At 71.5% G+C, this 19,525-nt stretch carries 21 protein-coding genes; 8 read left to right on the top strand and 13 right to left on the bottom strand.

Annotated features, from left to right (window positions below; all coding sequences use genetic code 11):
- Window positions 1-11 precede the first annotated feature (11 nt).
- Both ACFWCH_RS04865 and ACFWCH_RS04860 read left to right on the top strand, forming a co-directional pair.
- Entirely contained in the window at window positions 12-758 is a 747-nt protein-coding gene (locus ACFWCH_RS04865) for a LysM peptidoglycan-binding domain-containing protein (protein ID WP_247637987.1), read from the top strand.
- 75 nt (window positions 759-833) lie between these two features.
- Window positions 834-3,185, top strand: a complete 2,352-nt coding sequence (locus tag ACFWCH_RS04860; protein ID WP_378803025.1) for a metallophosphoesterase — start codon at window positions 834-836, stop codon at window positions 3,183-3,185.
- Here the strand turns inward: ACFWCH_RS04860 and ACFWCH_RS04855 are convergent.
- Window positions 3,125-3,799 (bottom strand): winged helix-turn-helix transcriptional regulator, encoded by a 675-nt coding sequence (locus tag ACFWCH_RS04855; protein ID WP_136028494.1) that lies wholly within the window; start codon window positions 3,797-3,799, stop codon window positions 3,125-3,127. The two genes, ACFWCH_RS04860 and ACFWCH_RS04855, sit on opposite strands and share 61 nt — an antisense overlap.
- Before the next feature lie 89 nt (window positions 3,800-3,888).
- Here ACFWCH_RS04855 and ACFWCH_RS04850 point away from each other — a divergent pair, with 89 nt between their 5' ends.
- Window positions 3,889-4,401 carry a hypothetical protein gene (locus ACFWCH_RS04850; protein ID WP_378803024.1) on the top strand — a complete coding sequence of 171 codons (513 nt, stop codon included), beginning with the start codon at window positions 3,889-3,891 and terminating at the stop codon, window positions 4,399-4,401.
- Here the strand turns inward: ACFWCH_RS04850 and ACFWCH_RS04845 are convergent.
- Window positions 4,310-4,933: a TetR/AcrR family transcriptional regulator gene (locus tag ACFWCH_RS04845; protein ID WP_378803023.1), complete on the bottom strand. Its 624-nt coding sequence runs from the start codon at window positions 4,931-4,933 to the stop codon at window positions 4,310-4,312. The genes ACFWCH_RS04850 and ACFWCH_RS04845 overlap by 92 nt on opposite strands.
- Window positions 4,934-4,966: 33 nt before the next feature.
- Between ACFWCH_RS04845 and ACFWCH_RS04840 the strand changes: the two genes are divergently transcribed.
- Window positions 4,967-5,941 (top strand): DMT family transporter, encoded by a 975-nt coding sequence (locus tag ACFWCH_RS04840; protein ID WP_378803022.1) that lies wholly within the window; start codon window positions 4,967-4,969, stop codon window positions 5,939-5,941.
- Here the strand turns inward: ACFWCH_RS04840 and ACFWCH_RS04835 are convergent.
- From ACFWCH_RS04835 to ACFWCH_RS04815, 5 genes are all read right to left on the bottom strand, one after another.
- On the bottom strand, window positions 5,881-6,108 hold the full coding sequence (locus ACFWCH_RS04835; protein WP_136028492.1) for an RNA-binding S4 domain-containing protein: 228 nt from the start codon (window positions 6,106-6,108) through the stop codon (window positions 5,881-5,883). The genes ACFWCH_RS04840 and ACFWCH_RS04835 overlap by 61 nt on opposite strands.
- 30 nt (window positions 6,109-6,138) lie before the next feature.
- Complete coding sequence (locus tag ACFWCH_RS04830; RefSeq protein WP_378803021.1) at window positions 6,139-7,032, bottom strand: hypothetical protein; 894 nt, start codon at window positions 7,030-7,032, stop codon at window positions 6,139-6,141.
- A 77-nt stretch (window positions 7,033-7,109) separates the two neighbouring features.
- Window positions 7,110-8,426, bottom strand: a complete 1,317-nt coding sequence (locus ACFWCH_RS04825; RefSeq protein WP_378803020.1) for a sensor histidine kinase — start codon at window positions 8,424-8,426, stop codon at window positions 7,110-7,112.
- Entirely contained in the window at window positions 8,419-9,096 is a 678-nt protein-coding gene (locus ACFWCH_RS04820) for a response regulator transcription factor (protein ID WP_136030477.1), read from the bottom strand. Before ACFWCH_RS04820 ends, ACFWCH_RS04825 begins: the two co-directional genes overlap by 8 nt.
- A gap of 57 nt (window positions 9,097-9,153) precedes the next feature.
- A complete protein-coding gene (locus tag ACFWCH_RS04815) occupies window positions 9,154-9,684 on the bottom strand; it encodes a putative immunity protein (protein WP_378803019.1) in 531 nt (176 codons plus the stop codon).
- Between the two features lie 174 nt (window positions 9,685-9,858).
- Here ACFWCH_RS04815 and ACFWCH_RS04810 point away from each other — a divergent pair, with 174 nt between their 5' ends.
- Together ACFWCH_RS04810 and ACFWCH_RS04805 are read left to right on the top strand one after the other, a co-directional pair.
- A complete protein-coding gene (locus ACFWCH_RS04810) occupies window positions 9,859-10,662 on the top strand; it encodes a MerR family transcriptional regulator (protein ID WP_378803018.1) in 804 nt (267 codons plus the stop codon).
- Window positions 10,659-10,835: a hypothetical protein gene (locus tag ACFWCH_RS04805; RefSeq protein ID WP_168443063.1), complete on the top strand. Its 177-nt coding sequence runs from the start codon at window positions 10,659-10,661 to the stop codon at window positions 10,833-10,835. Before ACFWCH_RS04810 ends, ACFWCH_RS04805 begins: the two co-directional genes overlap by 4 nt.
- Window positions 10,836-10,841: 6 nt before the next feature.
- Here ACFWCH_RS04805 and ACFWCH_RS04800 read toward each other — a convergent pair whose 3' ends face one another.
- From ACFWCH_RS04800 to ACFWCH_RS04775, 6 genes are all read right to left on the bottom strand, one after another.
- On the bottom strand, window positions 10,842-12,224 hold the full coding sequence (locus ACFWCH_RS04800; protein ID WP_247637978.1) for an LLM class flavin-dependent oxidoreductase: 1,383 nt from the start codon (window positions 12,222-12,224) through the stop codon (window positions 10,842-10,844).
- Between the two features lie 109 nt (window positions 12,225-12,333).
- Complete coding sequence (gene pnuC, locus ACFWCH_RS04795; RefSeq protein ID WP_378803017.1) at window positions 12,334-13,044, bottom strand: nicotinamide riboside transporter PnuC; 711 nt, start codon at window positions 13,042-13,044, stop codon at window positions 12,334-12,336.
- Between the two features lie 5 nt (window positions 13,045-13,049).
- Entirely contained in the window at window positions 13,050-13,589 is a 540-nt protein-coding gene (locus ACFWCH_RS04790) for a GNAT family N-acetyltransferase (protein WP_136031939.1), read from the bottom strand.
- Window positions 13,590-13,782: 193 nt separating this feature from the next.
- Window positions 13,783-14,988 carry a hypothetical protein gene (locus tag ACFWCH_RS04785; protein ID WP_136035574.1) on the bottom strand — a complete coding sequence of 402 codons (1,206 nt, stop codon included), beginning with the start codon at window positions 14,986-14,988 and terminating at the stop codon, window positions 13,783-13,785.
- An 85-nt stretch (window positions 14,989-15,073) separates the two neighbouring features.
- The gene (locus tag ACFWCH_RS04780; RefSeq protein ID WP_247637975.1) at window positions 15,074-15,991 is read right to left on the bottom strand and encodes a DUF808 domain-containing protein; all 918 of its coding nucleotides are present in this window, start codon (window positions 15,989-15,991) and stop codon (window positions 15,074-15,076) included.
- Between the two features lie 49 nt (window positions 15,992-16,040).
- Window positions 16,041-16,763 (bottom strand): FadR/GntR family transcriptional regulator, encoded by a 723-nt coding sequence (locus tag ACFWCH_RS04775; protein ID WP_240745299.1) that lies wholly within the window; start codon window positions 16,761-16,763, stop codon window positions 16,041-16,043.
- Window positions 16,764-16,891: 128 nt separating this feature from the next.
- Here ACFWCH_RS04775 and ACFWCH_RS04770 point away from each other — a divergent pair, with 128 nt between their 5' ends.
- Window positions 16,892-18,490: an ABC transporter substrate-binding protein gene (locus tag ACFWCH_RS04770; RefSeq protein WP_378803016.1), complete on the top strand. Its 1,599-nt coding sequence runs from the start codon at window positions 16,892-16,894 to the stop codon at window positions 18,488-18,490.
- A 78-nt stretch (window positions 18,491-18,568) separates the two neighbouring features.
- A complete protein-coding gene (locus ACFWCH_RS04765) occupies window positions 18,569-19,525 on the top strand; it encodes an ABC transporter permease (RefSeq protein ID WP_136031948.1) in 957 nt (318 codons plus the stop codon).

The raw sequence follows: 19,525 nt of genomic DNA, 5'->3' as shown, positions 1-19,525 counted from the left end.
AAGCTGACGGGATGAACCGCACCCGCGCCATCGTCGCCGTCGTCGCGGGGGTGGCGGTCGCCGGTGTCGCGGCCCTCGCCGTCCCGGCTGTCGTCTCCGCCGTCTCCGCGCCATCCGAGACGTTCACGCACGCGCCGGCACCGGCCCCCGCCGCGGTCGACGAGTCGGAGTCCGCACCGGGCGAGGGCGACCTGGTCGATCTCGGCGACGGCGTCTCCGTGCCCGCGGGCGGTCCGGGGGAGTGCACCACGAACTCGCTCATCAACATCGTCGCCCAGGACGGAGAGGCACCGCATGCGAAGCTGCTCGGCGACCTCGTCGAGATGGGGGCGTCCGACCTCGCGAACGGCACCCCCGTGCTCGGCGGCGACGGCACGGTCGTCGCCTACGAGGTCGCCCCGGGCGACAGCCTGATCGCGATCGGCCAGCGGTTCTGCATCGACTACGTCACCGTCTCGATGTACAACCACGTCGACGGCATGACCGTGCACCCGGGCGACGTGCTGATCCTCCGACCCGACCCCGCCCTCCCGTGGATCGACCAGTACGGGCCGTTCCAGGCGGAGGCTGGCACCTCCACCATCCCCTACGCCAACGCGTTCATCGAGTTCTCGAACGCGATCGCCGCGGGCGACCTGGGCGCGGCGCGCGTCGTGTGGCAGCGCCTCGGCCCCGACGTCTCGCCGGAGGGGCAGGCCGTGGTCACGCAGGCCCTCGCCGACGAGGACTGGGACGTGCTGCACCAGCTCTTCCCGTGACCTCGCGCCACAGGCCCTTGTGGCTCCCGCCCCGGCGGGTGTAAGACGGAGCCAGTCGATGGACTGGGGTTCGACATGGGGACGTGGACGCGCGCACGGCGTCGTGCGCTGGCGGTGGTCGGAGCGACCGTGATGCTGGTCGGCGCGCTCGTGCCCGCCGTCGCCTCCGCCGCCGACGAGACCTTCACGATCGTGGTGCTGCCCGACACACAGGGCTACACCGTGTCGAGCACGTACGAGCAGACCATGGCCGCGCAGACGCAGTGGATCGTCGACTCCCGCGCGCAGCTCAACACGAAGTTCGTGATCCAGGTGGGCGACCTCGTCGAGTCGTGGCCGAACGTGAACCACTGGGAGCGCGCGAGCCGGTACATGAAGACGCTCGACGACGCGGGCGTGCCGAACTCGGTGCTGCCGGGCAACCACGACCTCGACATCACGACCGGCGAGTCGAGCACGTACGACAGCTACTTCCCGCCGAGCCGGTACTCCGCCGCCTCGTGGAACAGCCCGACGGTGTCGTACGGCGGATACCTGGGGCAGAACCAGTTCGGGCCCGACGGCATCGACCGCAAGAACAAGGACAGCTACAGCCTGCTCACGGTCGGCGACACGAAGCTGCTGCTGCTGAGCCTCGAATTCGAGTCGCCCGCCTACACCCTCGCGTGGGCCCAGCGCGTGCTCGACGCCCACCCCGACCGCAAGGTCATCCTCGCCACGCACGGCTTCATCAACACGGGGGGCACGCGCGCCACGCACGTCATCCGCACCGACGTCACCCCGGTGTCCGCGGTGACGCTGTGGAACGACTTCGTGTCGCAGAACTGCTCCATCTTCCTTGTCGTCAACGGCCACTGGCACGACGGCGACATCGGCGAGGCGCGACGCACCGACCCGAACTCCTGCGGCACGCCCGTGCACCAGATCCTGTCGAACTACCAGAGCCGCGCGAACGGGGGCAACGGCTGGCTGCGGTACTACACGTTCGATCCCGCCGCGGGCACGGTCGACGCCTTCACCTACTCGCCGACCCTCCAGCAGTACGAGACCGACGCCGGGAGCCGCTTCACCCTCCCGGTCGACCTGGAACCCGGCACGGACGAGGTGCTGCTCGCGGGCGGGTCGACGTGGAAGTGGCGCAACTCGACGCAGGCGTGGCCGACGGGGTGGACGACCCTCGGCTTCGATGATTCCGGGTGGGGTTCGGGGAGGGCCCCACTCGGATGGGGCACCGGTGCCGTCACCTCGATCGACCTCGGGCCGCCGAGCACCAACCGCGCCCGCGCGATGCTCTTCCGCACCACCGTGACCCTCGCCGACATCGACGAGCTCAGTGGCGTGACCGTGAGCACCCGGGCCGACGACGGGGTGGCGGTGTGGGTCAACGGCACGCTGCTGGGCACCTCGCACCTGCAGTCGACCGCGCCGACCAGCGCGACCTATGCCGACGCGGTGCGCTCGACGAGTGTCGCGACCGCCGACCCCGCCGTGTTCGCGGTGCCGTCCGGACTGCTGCGCGAGGGGGCGAACGTGATCGCCGCCTCGGCCCACGTGAACTACCGCGGCACGCCGGACAGCACGTTCGACCTGGTGATGACCGCACGCCGCACGACCGTCGACCCCCCGCAGGACCCTCCGGGCGCCCCCGCGGCCACCGCGACCGCCACGTCTCCCACGAGCGTGGACATCGCGTGGTCGCCGGGCCCCGGAGGTGCGGTGAGCGGTGTGGAGGTGTCGCGCCCTGGAATGACGACGCTCACGGGGACAGGGGCGACGGGGGTGGTGACGGACGCGGCGGCACCGGCGGGGAGTGCGGTGTCGTACGCGGTGGTCGCGATCGGGCCGGACGGTGCGCGGTCCGCCGCGACCACGGTCTCCGTCACCACACCTCCCGCGGCGACGCCCGTGCCGGTCACGCTCGTACGCAGCGACGCCGCCTGGCGCTTCCGTTACGCGGCCGGAGCCTGGCCGACCGGATGGACCGGCGTCGCCTTTGACGACACGGCGTGGGGGCAGGGCGCCGCACCGCTGGGCTTCGGCAGCGGCATCACGACGGTCGTCGACGTGCCACCCCCCACCACGCAGCGCCCCATCAGCATGCTGTTCCGCACGTCGTTCACCGTCACCGACCCCGCGAAGCTCTCCGACCTGGTGCTCACGGCGCGCGCGGACGACGGGGCGGTGGTGACGGTCAACGGCGTCGAGGTCGGCCGGCTCCGCATGCCGACGACGGCCGTCACCTCGACCACGTACGCCACCGCGGCGCCGAACACGGCCGCCGCGGTCGCCTCACCGCTCGTGATCCCGATCCCCGCGTCGTCGCTGCGCGCCGGCGTCAACGTGATCGCCGTGTCGACGCACCTGAACTACCGCTCGACTCCCGGCGTCTCGTTCGTCGCGACGCTGGAGGGCAAGACCCTTCCCTGAGCCGCGTGCTCGCGCAGGGCGAGGTGCACGCGACAGGAATGCGCGTCGGTGAACGGCAGCACGCGATCGATCACGACCGGTCCGCCCGCGCGCTCCAGCAGTGAGCGCAGCAGCTCCTCGTGCACGCGGCAGGCGACCGGTCCGTCGTCGGCGAGCAGGGCGTGGAAGCGGCACGGTGCGAGCTCGATCGTCAGCGCCTCCTCGTCGACCTCGGGCTCCAGCCCCACCTCGTCCAGGTGGTGGTAGAGCGCGTCGAGCTGGTGCGTCGCGTCGGTCGGCAGGGTGGACTCGGTCGCCGGGAGCACCGCGCGCATGAGATCGCCGTGCCGGATCGCCTCACGCAGATGCCGCTCCGCGACCTCGTTGCGATCGGTCGCTGTCACCACCGCGAAGCGCAGCCGGGGTCGTCCACGGCGGCCGGTGTGCTCGACCTCGGAGCGCACGTGCCCCTCCTTCTCGAGGATCCGGAGGTGATCGCGGAGGGTGTTGACGTGCAGGCCGGTGATGGCGGACAACTCGGCGAGACCGATCCCCGGGGTGTCGAGCAGGGCGTCGAGGACCCGCAGGCGACTCGACTGGGCAAGACCGCGGTAGGCGTCGATAGGACGTGGCATGTTACCTATTATCCGCGCAGGTCGGAGAACCGACGAATTGCACGGCCCGCGTCTGCGCAGGCTCCCGGCCGCCTGGGTAGCGTGGGGCCATGACCGGCGGACGTCTGACCACAGCACTGCGACTGCTGCTGCCCGCGTTCCTGCTCGGCGCGATGGTCGCCATCTCGTTCCTCGAGGCGCCGCTCAAGTTCCTGGCGCCGGGCGTGACCATCCCGATCGGACTCGGCATCGGGCGCCTGGTCTTCACCGCGCTCAACGTGCTCGCGGGTGTCGTGCTCCTCGTGCTGACGGTCGTCACGGTGCGGGCGCGCGCCGGACGCACCGTCGGGGTGCTGCTCACCGCGATCTGGGTCGTGTTCGCCGTCGAGGTCGCGGTGATCCGTCCCGTGCTCAACCGCCGCAGTGATCTGGTGATCGCGGGGTCTGCCGCTCCCGGGACCGACGGGGCGCACTATGCCTACATCGCGGCCGACACGATCCTGGTCGTGCTGCTCGTGGCGCTCACGATCGTCACCGTGCGCTCGGTGCTGCCCGATCCTGCGGCGACGCCGGCTCCAGGAGCGTCCGTGCGCAGTCCCGGGCCACGAGGAACGGACCGTTGAACGTCCCCATCCCGACCGTGACGATCGCCCCTTCGTAGAGCAGCATCATCGCCTCGGCACGCCGGTCCGGATGGTCGAAGCCCGCCTCGGCGAGCAGCTCGTGGAACACCGACAGCAGCCACGTCTTCTGCCGCGACGCCTCGGCGAGCACGAGGCGCTCGTCGTCTCCGCCGTCGATCTCCGCGCGGGCGTTGATCGCGCTGCACCCCTTGGGGCTGTTCTCGTCGGACCAGGTGATGGCGGCATCGAACACGGCGAGCACGCGGTCGACGCCCGGCTCCGACACGCGGGCGAGGTGCGCGGCGACGTGATCGCGCCAGCGGGCGTCTCGGTGCTGGAGGTAGGAGACGACGAGCGCCTCCTTCGAGCCGAACCGGTCGTACAGCGTCTTCTTCGTCACTCCGGCGGCCGCCGCGATGGTGTCGACGCCGACGGTGTGGATCCCCCGTTCGTAGAACAGCCGGGACGCCGCGTCGAGCACGCGCTGTGCTCCCGGGGTGAGGGGAACGAGCTGCGGGGTCTCCTGGGGCATGACACGAGTATACCGCCCTGTATAGTCAGGATCATGATTAAACAGATCGGTATACTTCACGGGGCGTTGACCGTCGCCGCCGCCGTCGCCTTCGTCGCCACGTGGAGCTCGGGTTTCGTGATCGCCGCCTTCGCCACGGCCGATACCTCCGCCCTCACCCTTCTCGTCTGGCGGTTCGTCCTTCTCGCGATCGTGCTGCTCCTTCTCGTCGGCGCGACCCGGGCGGCACGGGGTGTCACGCCGCGCGAACTCGGCGTCCAGGCCGCGATCGGGTTGTTCGCGCAGTTCGGCTACTGCGCCGCCGTGTGGGGCGCCGTCGCGGCCGGCATCGCCACCGGGACGGTCGCCCTCATCGACGCCGTGCAGCCGCTCGTCGTCGCCGCCCTGGTCGGCCCCCTCCTCGGCCTGCGCGTGCGCGGCGCCCAGTGGGCGGGGCTCGGGGTGGGTGCCATCGGCGTGGCCCTCGTCGTGCACTCCCAGCTCGGCTCCGCCGCGGCCACTCCCGCGGCCTACCTGCTGCCCCTGGCGGCGATGGTGTGCCTCGTGATCGGGACGTTCCTGCAGCGGCGGTCGTCCGCGCACACGGGGGTCCTCGTGACCCTCGCCGTGCAGGTCACCGTCACGGCCGTCGTGCTGCTCGTGATCGCCCTGCTCGCCGGAGCGCTCGTCCCTCCGGCCACGGCGGGGTTCTGGATCTCGGTCGCGCTCGCCGCCGTGTTCCCGACGCTCGGCGCCTACGGCCTGTACTGGTGGCTGCTGCGTCGCGTGGGCATCACCGCACTGCAGGCCCTGCTGTTCCTCATCGCACCGGCCACCGCACTCGCCGGGGCACTGCTGCTGGGTGAGCCGTTGACCGTGCTCACCGTCGCCGGCTTCGTCCTGTGCGCCGGGGGTGTGACGCTCGTGCTCGCGGGCGAGCGGGAGGCGCGGACCGAGGGGGCGGAGGCTCAGGGCCGGACGCGCACCGCCCGGCCCTCGAACGCGACCACGTCGCCATCGTGCAGTTGACGACCGCGGCGGCGGTCGACCTCACCGTTCACGGTCACGAAGCCGTCGATGATGACCTCCTTCGCGTCGCCGCCCGAATCGAGCAGACCGGCGAACTTGAGGAACTGGCCGAGGCGGATGACCTCACCGCCGATGGAGACCTCGTCGATCGGATCGGAGTTCGTCATGCCTGCATCGTATCGGCCGCCCGCCGCGTCTCAGTCGTCGAGGTCCGTGCCGACCACGGCGAAGGAGGCATCGAACTCGATGTCGACCGAGCGGTTGTCAGCCGTGAGCACGGAGGCGTCGTAGGGGCTCACATCGTCGGCGTCGACGTCGAGGTCGGTGATCATGCCGTCGGCCTCGGCGAGCGCGGCCTCGACCAGCGCCCGGATGGTCTCGTCGTCGAGCGTGAGCGTCGGCCCCGTGTCGTCGTCGTCCGCCTTCTCGGTCGCCACGACGGACGCCTTCAGGTCGTCGTCCACGCGCACGTCGCTCTCGTCGCCCGTGGCCGCGGTCAGCTGCACCTCCCACGTGCCGTCGCGCTTCGCGTCGATCGAGGTCACCTCGCCGTCCGCGGCTCCACGCGCCGCCTCGGCGATGTCGAGCAGCTGGTCGATCGAGGCCGTGCCGATACCGGTCACCGGTCCACCCGCACCGGCCGGCCGGTCGTCGCGGTCGCCCTCGCGCGGACCGTCGTCGTCGCGGGGGCCGTGGTCGCCGTCGCGGTGGTCGCCGTGGCGCGGTCCCTCCATCGACGGGTGGTCGTCGTCGCCGAACTCATCGCCGATCGCCGCGCCGACAGCCACTCCGCCACCCGCGAGCAGCACGGCCGCGGCGATGCCACCGCCGATGAGCAAGGCGCGCTTGCGTCCGGGCTTCGCCGGGGGAGTCGCCTCGCCTGCGGGCGCCGTGGAAGCGGGGGCGGGCTGTGCGGCGGCGGGCGCGGTCGGCTCGACCGGAACGGTGGGGGCGTCGGCGGCTGGGGTCGCGTCGGGCTGCGCGGGGGCCGGGCTCTGCGCGGCGGCGGGCTGCTCCGGGGTGCCGGGCTGCTCCGGGGTGCCGGGCTGCTCCGGGGTGGGGTTCTCGGGGGTGGGGTTCTTGTCGTCCATGTCCCGATGGTCTCGCGGGGGCGCTGAAGCCACCCTGAAGCGTCCTGAAGCGCTCTTCAGGAATGCCGTGCGGCGTCTCAGTCCGCGGAGGGCAGGGTCACGACGAACCGCGCCCCGCCCCATCGCGAGTCGTCCACCGTGACGGTGCCGTGCGCCGCGGTCGCGATGCTGCGGGCGATCGCCAGGCCCAGACCGCTGCCGCCCGCATCGCGGCTGCGCGCCTCGTCGAGTCGCACGAACCGCTCGAAGATCCGCTCCCGCTCGGCCGCCGGCACGCCCGACCCGTCGTCCTCCACGGTCAGGAACACGTGCTGCTGCACCGTGGTGACCCCGATCGCCAGACGACCGCGGGCGTGGCGGGCGGCGTTGTCGGCGAGGTTGCGCACGAGCTGCGCGAGCAGCCGGGGGTCGCCCGACACCCGGGCGGCGCCGATGCCTGACCCGTCCACGTCGAGCCCCGCCGCGCGCAGGCGTCGCACCTCGGTGAGGGTGATGTCGTCGAGGTCCACCGGCTCCGCGGCACCCGCCACCCCCTCGTCGAGGCGGGCCAGCAGCAGGAGTGACTCGACGATGCCCTGCAGGCGCAGGCCCTCCTCCGACACCACGTCGGCGAGCTCGCGGATGCTCGTGACCTCGGGGTGCGACTGTGCCAGCTCGGCGTGCTGACGGATGGTCGCGAGCGGCGACCGCAGCTCGTGCGAGGCGTCGGACACGAAGCGGCGCTGGGCGGTCGCGGCGGCGTCGAGCCGGTCGAGCATGCCGTTCATCGTGGTCGCGAGGGACGCGATCTCGTCGCCCGTCTCGGGCACGGGCACGCGGCGGTCGAGGCGCTCCGCCGTGATGCCGTCGACCTCCGTGCGGATGCGCGAGACCGGACGCAGGGCCCGCCCCGTGACGAGCCAGGTGGTCGCGGCGACGAGCACCAGCAGGGCGGGGACGGCGACGGCCAACAGCGTCGCGACCGTGGCGAGCGTCTCCGCGTCGTCCTCCATCGGCACCGCCAGCACCAGGCTCTCACCGTCGTCGAGGTCGTCCGACACGACCACCATCCGCTCGCCGTCGATCACGAAGCTGCGCGGGTCGTCGTGCACGGGCAGCGACCCCGACCCGAGGAGCTCCTGCGCCTCCTCGCTCGCGCGACGCACGGTCCCGTCGCGTCCGATCAGCTGCACGATGTCGTCGTCGAGCAGCTCGGGACCGGGGCGCCCCGGACCCTCGAAGCGCTGCACCAGCTCCTCCAGGCGCTGCTCGGCGGCGCGCTCCCTGGCGCCGTGGATGCTCGCGCTGAGCACGCCGTAGAAGGAGAAGGCGCCGATCAGCAGGGCCACCGCCACCACCACCGTCGCGCCGAGCGTCGTCCGGCCGCGCACCGAACGGAGGAACCGGCTAGCCACCGTCGGCCGCCAGCCGGTAGCCCGCCCCGCGGATGGTCTCGATGGCCGCGCGCCCGAACGGCTTGTCCACCTTGCGCCGCAGATGGCCGACGTACACCTCGACGATGTTCGGGTCGCCGTCGAAGTCGTCGTCCCAGACCCCCGCGATCAGGTCGCGTTTGGAGAGCACCTGGCCGCGGTGCCGCATCAGGTGCTCGAGCACCGCGAACTCCCTGGCCGTGAGGCTGATCGGCGTGTCGCCGCGCCATACGTGATGCGCCGCGGGATCCAGGCGCAGATCCCCCGCCTCCAGCACGGTCGGACGGGCCACGGCCCCGCGGCGCACCAGGGCCCGCAGCCGTGCGACCAGGATCGCGAACGAGAACGGCTTCGTGACGTAGTCGTCGGCGCCGGTCTCGAGGGCCTCGACCTGATCCCACTCGCCGTCCTTCGCGGTGAGCATGAGCACGGGCGTCCAGTTCTCCTCCGCCCGCAGCGCCTCGCACACCTTCCAGCCGCTCATGCCGGGCATCATCAGGTCGAGCACGATCGCGTCGTACCGCGTCTCCCGTGCCCGCCACAGTCCGTCGACCCCGTTGTGTGCCACGTCGACCGCGAAGCCCTCGGCCTCGAGCCCCCGACGCACGCCCTCCGCCAGGCGCACCTCGTCGTCCACCACCAGGATCCGCATCACCCCAGTGTGGCGGCTCGACGCTGAATCGCCGCTGAAGCGCGGCGTGCAGCGGGGTCAGGCGAGTGCGGCCTGCACCCGCCGGATCACCGCGCCGAGGTCGCCCGCGGCCAGCAGCCCGGGGCCGAGCGGTCCGGCGGTGTCGGTGCCGACGAGTGGCAGGGAGCGCAGGGCCGAGGTGGCGGCGGGGGAGAGGAGGGCGAGCTGCTGCGTCACCTCCCGGTCGCGGGCGCGGGGGTCGTCGGGATGCGCGAGCCCCACGGCGACCGCGGCATACGCGGCCGCCCCGAGTGCATGCGCTCCCATGTGCGCCACCCCCGCGGCCTGGGCGGCGGCACGCGCGGCCGCTCGTCCGGCCGGGGTCGCGGCACTCCCCGCCGCCCGGCCCGCCACGAACCGCCGCCGGATCTCACCCGCGGCGGAGAGCTCCCCGCGCGCGAAGGCCCTGCTCCTGGCGATGGCGTCGCGCGGGCGGTCATCGCCGGGGGCCTCCGCCTCGAACAGCGGCAGCACGCGGTCGGCGCAGTCCGCGGCCCACACGGCGACGGTCCGGCGCTGCCCCTCGGTCATGCCCTGAGCGGTACCCACCGTCACCGCCCTCGGCCCCACGACAGCTCAGGGAACTCGCTTCCCGGCTGCGGTGTCATGGCGAGCGCGCCGTCGAACGATCGCACGGCCTCGACGATCTGCTGTCTGTCCATGCTTCAATGGTCCGGTTGCAGTGCCTATGGAGACTTGGCTGCGGAGAACAGGGGGTTACAGGTGAGCAACCCTCCAGAGCGGGTCAGGAGCACGGCGGAGATCGGCCGGAGCGTCGGCTACTCGGTGCAGCAGGTCCGCGACCTGGAGCGGCTCGGCATCATTCCCCCGGCGGTCCGCGCGGCGAACGGCTACCGGCGCTACGGTGCACGGCACGAGACCGCGGCGCGGGCGTACCGGCAGCTCGCCGCGGCCATCGGTCCGGTGGCGGCCCGCGCGCTCATGCCGATGCTCATCCGGTCGTCGGTCGAACGGGCCGCCGAGCGCATCGATGCCCTCCACGCCGACCTCGCCGACGAGCGCAGCCGGCTGCGGGAGGCGCTGCGCGGTCTGGAGGTCGCGGTGTCCGACGCCGACGACGTGTTCGACGACGCCGACGAGATGACGGTCGGTGAGCTCGCCCAGGCTCTCGGCGTGCGGACCTCGGCGCTGCGCCACTGGGAGCGCGAGGGGCTCATCCGCCCGATGCGCGACGGCAGGAGCGCCCGCCGCTACGGCTCGGGCGCGATCACCGAGGCCCGCGTGGTCGCCGCACTCCGGTCGGGCGGCTACGGGATCCCGGCCATCACCCGGATCCTGGAGGAGCTGCGGGCGCACGGCGAGAACGGAGGGCTGCAGAGCATCCTCGCCGCCCGGCTCGACGCCCTCACCCGCCGCAGCGTCGCGCTGCTGGCGGCGGCGGGCAGCCTGCATGCACTGCTCGCCGACACCGACCGCGCGGGCGGCGCGGACACCGCGACGCCCGCCGGAGCCGGCGGTCCGGGAGGGGAGGATCCCGCGGCCCGCGCCCCTAGGCTGGACGTATGACCAAGAACATCTGGACCGTGCTCGGCGTGATCCTCGCTGTCGTGATCGCGTGGTGGATCGTCAGCGCCCTGTTCTCGGTGCTGTGGTTCATCGCGAAGCTCGCGATCGTCGCGGTCGTGGCCGTCGTGGTGTTCCTCGTGCTGCGGAACCTGTTCTCCCGCGACGCCGACTGACGCCGCTCAGGCCCGCGCCGCCGCCCCCACGCGGTACTGCGCGGCGCGGTGCGTGTCCTGCACGCGGTCGCCGCGCCCGTGGAGCTTGTGGCGCAGCGTGCCGGGCGTGTACTCCTCGGGGTACGCGCCGCGCTCGCGCAGCACCGGGATCACGTGCTCGATCACGTCCTGCCACGTGCCGGGCGTGACCGCGTAGGCGAGGTTGAAGCCGTCGATGTCGGTCTGCTCCACCCACGACTGCAGTTCGTCGGCGATCTCCTCGCCCGAGCCGACGACCGTGGGTCCGAGTCCGCCGATGGCGTTGTGTCGCCCGAAGTCGCCGACCGTCCACTCCCGGCCGAGATCCGCCTCCTCCTTCAGGTGCTGGAGCACCGACTGGATCGCGTTGGACTCCACGTTCCCCACGGGTTCGTCTTCGCCGTACTGCGACAGGTCGACGCCCATCCAGCCCGACATGAACGTGAGGGCACCCTCGGGACTCGCATACGACAGGTACTCCGCGTGCTTCGCGGTCGCCTCCTCGCTCGTGGCCGCGGTGATCACGGTCAACAGCGTGTAGATGCGGGCGTCGTAGCGGTCGCGTCCCGCCGCCTCGAGGGCGTCGCGGATGCGCTTCACGGTGCCGGCCAGCACCTCCTTCGACGGGGCGGCGACGAAGATCGCCTCGGCGTTCTCGGCCGCGAACCGCACGCCGCGGGGGCTCGCACCGGCCTGGTAGATGACGGGGGTGCGCTGCGGCGACGGCTCGGAGATGTGAATGCCCGGCACGCGGAAGTGCGTGCCCTCGTGCCGGATCGGGTGCACCTTGGCGGGGTCGGTGAAGATGCCGCGCTCGCGGTCCTCGACCACGGCGTCGTCCTCCCACGACCCCTCCCACAGCTTGTACAGCACCTCGACGTACTCGTCGGCGTGGTCGTAGCGGTCGTCATGACCGAGCTGATCCTCCTGGCCCATGTTGCGGGCGGCGCTGGGCAGGTAGCCGGTGACGACGTTCCAGCCGATGCGGCCCTGCGTGAGGTGGTCGAGCGTGCTGAGCCGCCGTGCGAACGGGTAGGGGTGCTCGAACGCCGTGCCGGCCGTGATGCCGAAGCCGAGGTGCTCGGTCACCGCGGCCATCGCGCTCACGAGCAGGATCGGGTCGTTCACCGGCACCTGGGCGCCGTTGCGGATCGCGGCCTCGTTGGTGCCGCCGTACACGTCGTAGGTGCCGAGCACGTCGGCGATGAAGATGCCGTCGAAGGTCGCGCTCTCCAGCAGTGTCGCCAGCTCGGTCCAGTACGAGATCGTGTTGTACTGCCGCGACCGGTCGTCGGGGTGCCGCCACAGCCCGGACGACTGGTGGGCGACGCAGTTCATGTCGAAGGCGTTGAAGCGGATCTGTCGGGTCATGCGACCCATGAAACGGGACACACGGGGCCGCGGTCGAGCACCGCCGACACGCACCGAAACAATCGCGAGGGCGGCGGGCGGGGTCAGCGGTCGTAGACGTCGCGGCGGGTCAGGGGGCGTCCTCGTCGAGGCGTCGGGGGCTGGGGTCGGGAGGCAGGATCTCGATCCCGTGGTCGGCACGGCGCTGCGCCCGCCACCAGATCACGAACCCGACCGCGGTGAACACGCCGTAGAACACGTACATGAGGCCGGTCGCGTAGTAGCCGGAGCTGAACAGCAGCGGCACGCCGACCACGTCCACGGCGATCCAGATGAGCCAGAACTCCGTCCACCCCTTCGCCATGCCGTACGTGGCCAGGAGCGAGCCGACGAACGTCCAGGCGTCGGCCCACACCGGCTCCCACGACCCGAGCGCGCGGAACACCGGGGTGAGCGCGACCGTGCCGGCGATCATCACCAGCACGATTTCGACGCGGGCGCTCGTCGGCGCCCACCGCGGCACCACGCGGCCGCCCTCGGCGTTGCGCCAGCGGATCCAGCCGTACACCGCGACGGCGATGAACATGACCTGCCGGCCGGCCTGGCCGAGCAGGTGGGGGAGCGAGGGGTCGGGGCTGAGCGCCGAACCGAGGAACACGGTCAGCAGCAGCAGGTTGCCGACGATGCCGACCGGCCACGCCCACACCTTGCGCCGCATGCCGCCGAGCGCGCTCGCCAGCCCGAACGCGTTGCCCACCACTTCGCGCACCAGCAGGGTCTGCCCGCCCGGCAGCAGCCACTGCGAATTGAAGGCGTCGACGAGCCACTGCAGCAGGTCCACCGGCGTCAGTCCTCGGTGCCGGGGCGCGCGTCGGGCGAGGGGCGGTCGTCGAGCACGAGCTGCAGCATGCTGAGGTCGAGCCAGCGGCCGAACTTCGCGCCCACCTGCGGCATGCGTCCGACCTCGCGGAAGCCGAGGCGCTCGTGCAGGGCGATCGACGCCGCGTTCCCGCTCTCCACCCCGCCGATCATCACGTGCATCCCGGCGGTGCGCGCGTGTGCGATGAGCTCCTCCATGAGCGCTCGGCCGATGCCGCGGCCGCGCTGATCACCCCGCACGTAGACGGAGTGCTCGACCGTGAGCCGGTAGCCGCTGTGCGGCCGCCACTGCGCGTACGACGCGTAGCCGAGCACGCCGGTGTCGTCGGCGGCGACGATCACCGGGTATCCGCGGGCGGTCCGGTCGGCGAGCCACGCGGCGCGGTCGGCGCGGTCCACCGCCTCCTCGTTCCAGATCGCCGTGGTGTGCACGACGGCGTGGTTGTGGATCTCGGTGATCGTGTCGAGGTCGGCATCGTGGGCTGGCCTGAGCTGCACGGCGGTCATGGGGTGCTCACCAGCAGGGTCGAGACGGGGATGCAGTCACGTTCCGCACTCTATCGGGGGTGACCAGCGCATCGCGTCATGGACAGGGTGGGGAACAGGCCCGCGGGGTCGAGGCCGACCGATTCGGCGCGGCCCGCCGGGGGTTGAAGCGCAGCGCCCGGGCTGGTCGGGCGACCCGCCGTGGCCCCGGCGGTCAGCCGATGCGCTCGGAGTCGGACAGCGCAGCGCGGACGAGGATCGCGCGCCGCATGTCGGCCACGATCGGTTCCGAGAAGCGGGCGCGGTAGCGGCTCTCGCTCACGGCCGAGAACACGAACGGCAGCGCCGAGACGATGGCGACCAGCGTCGCCGCCTTGAGGAGGTTGACCGTGAGCGGAAGTGCCACGCCCTGCACCACGAGCGGCTGCACCACGAGCGCGTGCACCGACGTGGGATCACCCAGCCAGGTCTGCGCGAGATCCGGAGGAACGGCGATCGCCCCGATGAGAACGAGCAGCACGGCGAGCAGCAGAGCGAAGACGGCCGCCTGGACGAGGTGCGCGAGGGTCATCGCGAGCAGCATGTTGATCCGCTGCGGACGGCCGACGGTCGACGCCGGATCCGTCGACGCCGGGCGACCCTCGGCCGGTGTGCCCCGCAGCAGGTCGCGCTCCTCGTCGACGGTGAGCGCGAGCGTCGCCGGGTCGACCTCGGTCGCGCTCACCTGCAGCACGACCGCGCCGGCGAGCGCGGCCACCACCAGTGCCAGGAGCCCGAGCGCGGACCACGACAGCACGGATGCCATCTGCCAGACCTCGACCGAGAAGAACGCGAACAGCACGAGCATGAGGATGACGGGAAGTGCGATGGTCGCCATGTGCCCGATCGCGGCGAGGTTGCGGGCTGCGAGCCTCGTGGCCCACGACAGCAGCGCGCCGCCGCCGAACGCGACCAGCAGCACGCTCCCCGCGACGATCGAGAGGGCTTCCGCGACCGGCGCTGCGGGCGCGCCCTCGGTGACGCCTCCTTCGAGCATCACGCCGGCAGCGCAGAGAGCGATGACCACCATCGCGGCCGCCGTGCGTCGAACCCCGCGCAGGTGGCGGAGCGTGACGCGCACCACGGCGAACCCGGCCCAGGCGAGGACGAGACTGGTCAGCAGCGCGGCGAGGATCGCGAACGCGAGGCCCGTGCCGTCCTTGGTCTCCACGAGCAGGTGCAGGGCGAACGAGAAGTCGTCGATCCCGTCGCCCGCGAGGGTCCAGTAGACGGACGCGGCGGCGATGAGCGGCGCCGACCGCGGCACGATGTCATGGAACCAGCGACGCCAGGGCACGAAGGTCGGGAGCCCCTGCGCCCGGAACCACCGGTCTGCAGCGAAGGAGGTGACGGTGATCGGCGACGGCGGACGTGGGCGCATCGGTGAAATCTAACATTTCACCCCGGACATCCCCTGGCGCAACCGGTCTCCTCTGGTGCGATCGATCTCCCCGGGCGCGACGCGCTCAGGCGTGGACGTCGGCGGGGGAGGTCTCGCCCTCGTGGAAGCTCGGCTTCTTGCCGAAGAGGCGCGCGATGCCCAGCACGATCCCGACGATCACGAGGCCCCACACGAGGCCGGCGATCGCGGAGATGAGGGTGTCGACGATCCACACCACGACGCCGCCGAGGGGTTCGAGCGCGTGCTCGACCGCGTGCAGCAGATCGGCGGGGGCGTGCAGGCCGACCTCGCCGAGGTTGATCAGCACCAGGTGACCGCCGACCCAGAGCATCGCGACCGTGCCCAGCACGCTGATGAAGCGGAACACCGCCGGCATCGACCGCACGATCCGGGTGCCGGTGTGGCGCACCCGCTGCACCGGGTTCTTCGCCATCTTCAGCCCGATGTCGTCGATCTTCACCAGCAGCGCGACCACGCCGTACACGGCCACCGTCATCAGCAGCGCGATCACGGCGAGGATCGCCAGTGTCGACCAGACGTCGAGGCCCTTGTCGAGGCTGGCCAGCGAGATGAGCATGATCTCGGTCGACAGGATGAGGTCGGTGCGGATGGCGCCGAACACGAGCTTGCGCTCGTCGCGCGCGCCCTCGTCGGCATGACCGTGCTGCACCCCGAACCACTCGAGCACCTTCTCGGCACCCTCGAAGCACAGGTACGAGCCGCCCAGGATCAGCAGGTAGGGGAGCACCCACGGGGCGAATGCCGTGAGCAGCAGCGCGATCGGGATGATGATGACGAACTTGTTCACCAGCGACCCGAGCGCGATCTTCCCCACCACCGGGAGCTCACGCGCCGGCGTGATGCCCTGCACGTACTGCGGGGTGACGGCGGCGTCGTCGATCACGACGCCGGCGGCCTTGGCGGAGGCCTTCATGGCCGCGCTCAGGATGTCGTCGACGACGGCGAGCAGTCCAACGGACATGGCAGTCCTCTTTCCGGTGGGGGGAAGGTCAGACTACCGACTCCCTGGGTCAGGCTCGTGCGTCCTCCGCGGTGGCGAGCACGCGCTGCAGCGGCTGGTAGTGCTCGATCACGGCCCGGCGGTACCGCTCCACGTCGCCGGCGCGTGCCGCGTCGAGCATGTCGCCGTGCGCCTGGGCGGTCTGGGTGATGTCGTCGGGCTGGGCGATGCCGAGCTGCGGGAGCACCGCGGTGTGCACGTCCCAGAACGCGCCGACGAGCTGTCCGACCAGGCGGTTGTCGATCGCGCCGAACAGCCGCGTGTGGAAGGCCCTGTCCTCTTCGAGGAAGTACTCGCCGCGCCCGGCCTTGTCGACCATGTCGGCCACGAGCTCGTCCAGCTCCGGATCCTCCTGTGCCTGGGCGGCCTCGACCACGCGCTCGGCCATCGAGAGGTCGAGGGCGAGGCGCACCTCCACCACCTCACGCAGCGCCTGCAGCGACCCCTCGGGCGAGAGCACGCCGCGGAACACGAGCGCCTCCACCATCGGGTCGAGCGACATCGGGCCGACGTAGGTGCCGTGGCCGTGGCGGACGTCGACGATGTCGAGGGTGGAGAGCGTGCGGATGGCCTCGCGGACGGAGGAGCGCGACACGTCGAGCTCCTCGCACAGCTCGGCCTCGGTGGGCAGCGGGTCGCCGGGGGTGAGCCCGCGCGTGAGGATGAGCTGCTTGATCTGGTCGGCCGTCGTGGCACGGCGCATGCGCGATGCCCTCCCCGTGGTGGACTTCATGGGGCCCCTCTCGTGCCTGACGGAAAACGCTCCGATCATCTCACTCTTGTGATCTGATCGAACGTGTGTTTAGAGTACATCAGACATCAGATGTCCTCAAGATGTCCCCCCTTCACCCTGGAGCACACATGAACCGACACATCACCCGCCGCCGCGCGGGTCGATTCGCGATGGCGGTCGCCGGCACGGTCGCCGCGTCCCTCGCCCTCGCCGGCTGCGGCGGCGGCGCCGCCAGCACGCCGGACGAGAGCCCCGCCGCGAGCGAGGTCGACCCCGACGGCATCATCGAGGCCGGCATCTCCTACACGCTCAACGGCAGCTTCGACCCGATGGTCGCCTCCGGCGCCGTCACGGTCTCCGCCAACTGGCACATCTTCGAGGGCCTCGTCGACCTCGACCCGGTCACGCAGGAGGCCGCCCCCGCGCTCGCCGCCGACTTCCCGACCAAGGTCGACGACACCACGTACGAGATCGACCTCCGCGAGGGCGCCACGTTCCAGAACGGCGACCCGGTCACCGCCGACGACGTGGTCTTCAGCTACGAGCGCGTGCTCGACCCGGCCAACAACTCGCTGTTCCGCTCGTTCGTCGACTTCATCGACACCGTCACCGCCGTCGACGAGGACACGGTCCGCATCACCACCGACTACCCGTTCTCGCTGATCGACGACCGCCTCGGCGTCGTCAAGATCGTGCCGAAGGCCGTGGTCGAGGCCGACCCCGAGGACTTCGGTGCGAACCCCGTCGGGTCCGGCCCGTACTCCCTGGTCTCCGCGGTGCCCGAGGACAAGCTCGTCTTCGAGCGCTACGACGACTACAACGGCCCGCGCCCCGCGCTCGCCGCCGGCATGAACTGGAACCTGCTCGCCGACGCCTCCGCCCGCGTCACCGCGATGTCGACCGGCACCGTGCAGGCCATCGAGGACGTGCCCTACATCGACGCCGACGCGCTCGCCGCCTCCGCCGACGTGGAGAGCGTGCAGTCGTTCGGCCTGCTGTTCATGATGTTCAACACGAAGGCCGCGCCCTTCGACGACGTGCGCGTGCGCCAGGCGCTGCACTACGCGCTCGACATGGACAAGATCATCGAGACCGGCATGCTCGGCAACGCCACCCCCGCCACCTCGTTCCTGCCCGAGGACTACCCGAACTACCACGAGGCGTCCACCGTCTACACCTACGACCCCGACAAGGCGAAGGAGCTGCTCGACGAGGCCGGGGTCGCCGACCTCGCCATCACGCTCCGCATGACCGACACCGGCTGGGTCAAGGAGGTCGCCCCGCTCATCAAGGAGTCGCTCGACGCGATCGGCATCGACACCACGCTCGACATCAGCCAGTCCGCGTCGATGTACGAGAAGATCGACTCCGGCGACTACACCGTCGCCATCGCCCCCGGTGACCCGTCGGTGTTCGGCGTCGACCCCGACCTGCTCATGAACTGGTGGTACGGCGAGAACGTCTGGACCCAGACGCGCACCGCCTGGGCCGACTCGCCCGAGTACGCCGAGCTGCGCACGCTCCTCGACACCGCCGTGACCCAGGAGGGCGACGAGCAGCAGAAGACCTGGGACCAGGCGTTCGACCTGATCTCCGACCAGGCCGTGCTGTACCCGCTGTTCCACCGCAAGCTGCCCACCGCCTGGAGCAGCCAGGAGCTCGTCGGCTTCCAGCCCGTCCCCACCACCGGCCTCTCGTTCCTCGACGTCGGCGTGGCGGCGAAGTAGCCCCGGCCCCACCCCGCGGGGGCGCGCTCGCCCGAAGAGCGCGTCCCCGCCACCACCCCCACCCGGAAGGAGCGGCACGTGTCCAACACGCTCCGCCTCATCGGCCGGCGACTGCTGCAGCTGCCGCTGATGATCCTCGGCATCACGTTCCTGGTCTTCTTCGTGATGTCGTTCTCGCCCGTCGACCCGGCGCGCACCGCGCTCGGCGAGACCGCGTCCCCCGAAGCCCTCGAGGCCTACCGCGAAGAGCACGGACTGAACCTTCCGCTGTTCGTGCGCTACGTGAACTTCCTGTTCGGCCTCGTGCAGGGCGACCTCGGCACCTACTCCGCCCGCAGCCTGCCCGTGATCGACGAGGTGGCCCGCGCGTTCCCCGTGACCCTGGCGCTGACCTTCCTCGGCCTGCTCATCGCGGTGATCGTGGCGTTCGCGATCGGTGTGCTCGCCGCCGTCTACCGCGACCGCTGGCCCGACCAGGTCATCCGCGTGTTCGGCGTCGCCGCCCTCTCCACGCCCTCGTTCTGGCTCGCGATCCTGCTCATCCAGCTCTTCACGCTCGGGCTCGGACTGCTGCCGGCGTCCGGCCCCCTGCCCGACTTCTGGACCGATCCGTCGGGCTGGCTCGCCCGCATGACGCTCCCCGCCGTCGCCCTCGCCGTCCCCGTGATCGGCCAGCTCTCGCGCGTCGTACGCACCTCGATGGTCGAGGAGCTCGACCGCGACTACGTGCGCACCGCGCTCGGCGCCGGGATCCCCCGCGTGATCGTGGTCGGCCGCAATGTGCTGCGCAACGCCCTCATCACCCCCGTCACCGTGCTCGGCCTGCGCATCGGCTACCTGCTCGGCGGGGCCGTGGTGATCGAGATCATCTTCGCGATCCCCGGCATGGGAACGCTGATCCTCAACGGCGTCACCAACAACGAACCCAACCTCGTGCAGGGAGTGACGCTCGCGGTCGCCCTCGCGTTCGTCGTGATCAACATCATCGTCGACCTCCTGTACGTGCTCATCAATCCTCGAATCCGGGCGGTGTGA

It is taken from the genome of Microbacterium sp. NPDC060132 (assembly GCF_042729675.1).
In the GTDB taxonomy this organism is placed as follows: Bacteria; Actinomycetota; Actinomycetes; order Actinomycetales; family Microbacteriaceae; genus Microbacterium; species Microbacterium sufflavum.
The sequence above is the reverse complement of the archived record's forward strand: the minus strand, read 5'-3'. Positions and strand labels throughout refer to the sequence as shown.

Bases quoted from the DNA above. Each gene is read 5' to 3' on its own strand.
- ACFWCH_RS04860 (WP_378803025.1), top strand. From the start codon at position 834: ATGGGGACGTGGACGCGCGCACGGCGTCGTGCGCTGGCGGTGGTCGGA.
- ACFWCH_RS04775 (WP_240745299.1), bottom strand. From the start codon at position 16,763: ATGAAGTCCACCACGGGGAGGGCATCGCGCATGCGCCGTGCCACGACG.
- ACFWCH_RS04830 (WP_378803021.1), bottom strand. From the start codon at position 7,032: ATGGACGACAAGAACCCCACCCCCGAGAACCCCACCCCGGAGCAGCCC.
- ACFWCH_RS04780 (WP_247637975.1), bottom strand. From the start codon at position 15,991: ATGTCCGTTGGACTGCTCGCCGTCGTCGACGACATCCTGAGCGCGGCC.
- ACFWCH_RS04805 (WP_168443063.1), top strand. From the start codon at position 10,659: ATGACCAAGAACATCTGGACCGTGCTCGGCGTGATCCTCGCTGTCGTG.
- ACFWCH_RS04835 (WP_136028492.1), bottom strand. From the start codon at position 6,108: ATGACGAACTCCGATCCGATCGACGAGGTCTCCATCGGCGGTGAGGTC.
- ACFWCH_RS04790 (WP_136031939.1), bottom strand. From the start codon at position 13,589: ATGACCGCCGTGCAGCTCAGGCCAGCCCACGATGCCGACCTCGACACG.
- ACFWCH_RS04855 (WP_136028494.1), bottom strand. From the start codon at position 3,799: ATGCCACGTCCTATCGACGCCTACCGCGGTCTTGCCCAGTCGAGTCGC.
- ACFWCH_RS04820 (WP_136030477.1), bottom strand. From the start codon at position 9,096: ATGCGGATCCTGGTGGTGGACGACGAGGTGCGCCTGGCGGAGGGCGTG.
- ACFWCH_RS04785 (WP_136035574.1), bottom strand. From the start codon at position 14,988: ATGCGCCCACGTCCGCCGTCGCCGATCACCGTCACCTCCTTCGCTGCA.
- ACFWCH_RS04865 (WP_247637987.1), top strand. From the start codon at position 12: ATGAACCGCACCCGCGCCATCGTCGCCGTCGTCGCGGGGGTGGCGGTC.
- ACFWCH_RS04850 (WP_378803024.1), top strand. From the start codon at position 3,889: ATGACCGGCGGACGTCTGACCACAGCACTGCGACTGCTGCTGCCCGCG.
- ACFWCH_RS04800 (WP_247637978.1), bottom strand. From the start codon at position 12,224: ATGACCCGACAGATCCGCTTCAACGCCTTCGACATGAACTGCGTCGCC.
- ACFWCH_RS04770 (WP_378803016.1), top strand. From the start codon at position 16,892: ATGAACCGACACATCACCCGCCGCCGCGCGGGTCGATTCGCGATGGCG.
- ACFWCH_RS04840 (WP_378803022.1), top strand. From the start codon at position 4,967: ATGATTAAACAGATCGGTATACTTCACGGGGCGTTGACCGTCGCCGCC.
- ACFWCH_RS04845 (WP_378803023.1), bottom strand. From the start codon at position 4,933: ATGCCCCAGGAGACCCCGCAGCTCGTTCCCCTCACCCCGGGAGCACAG.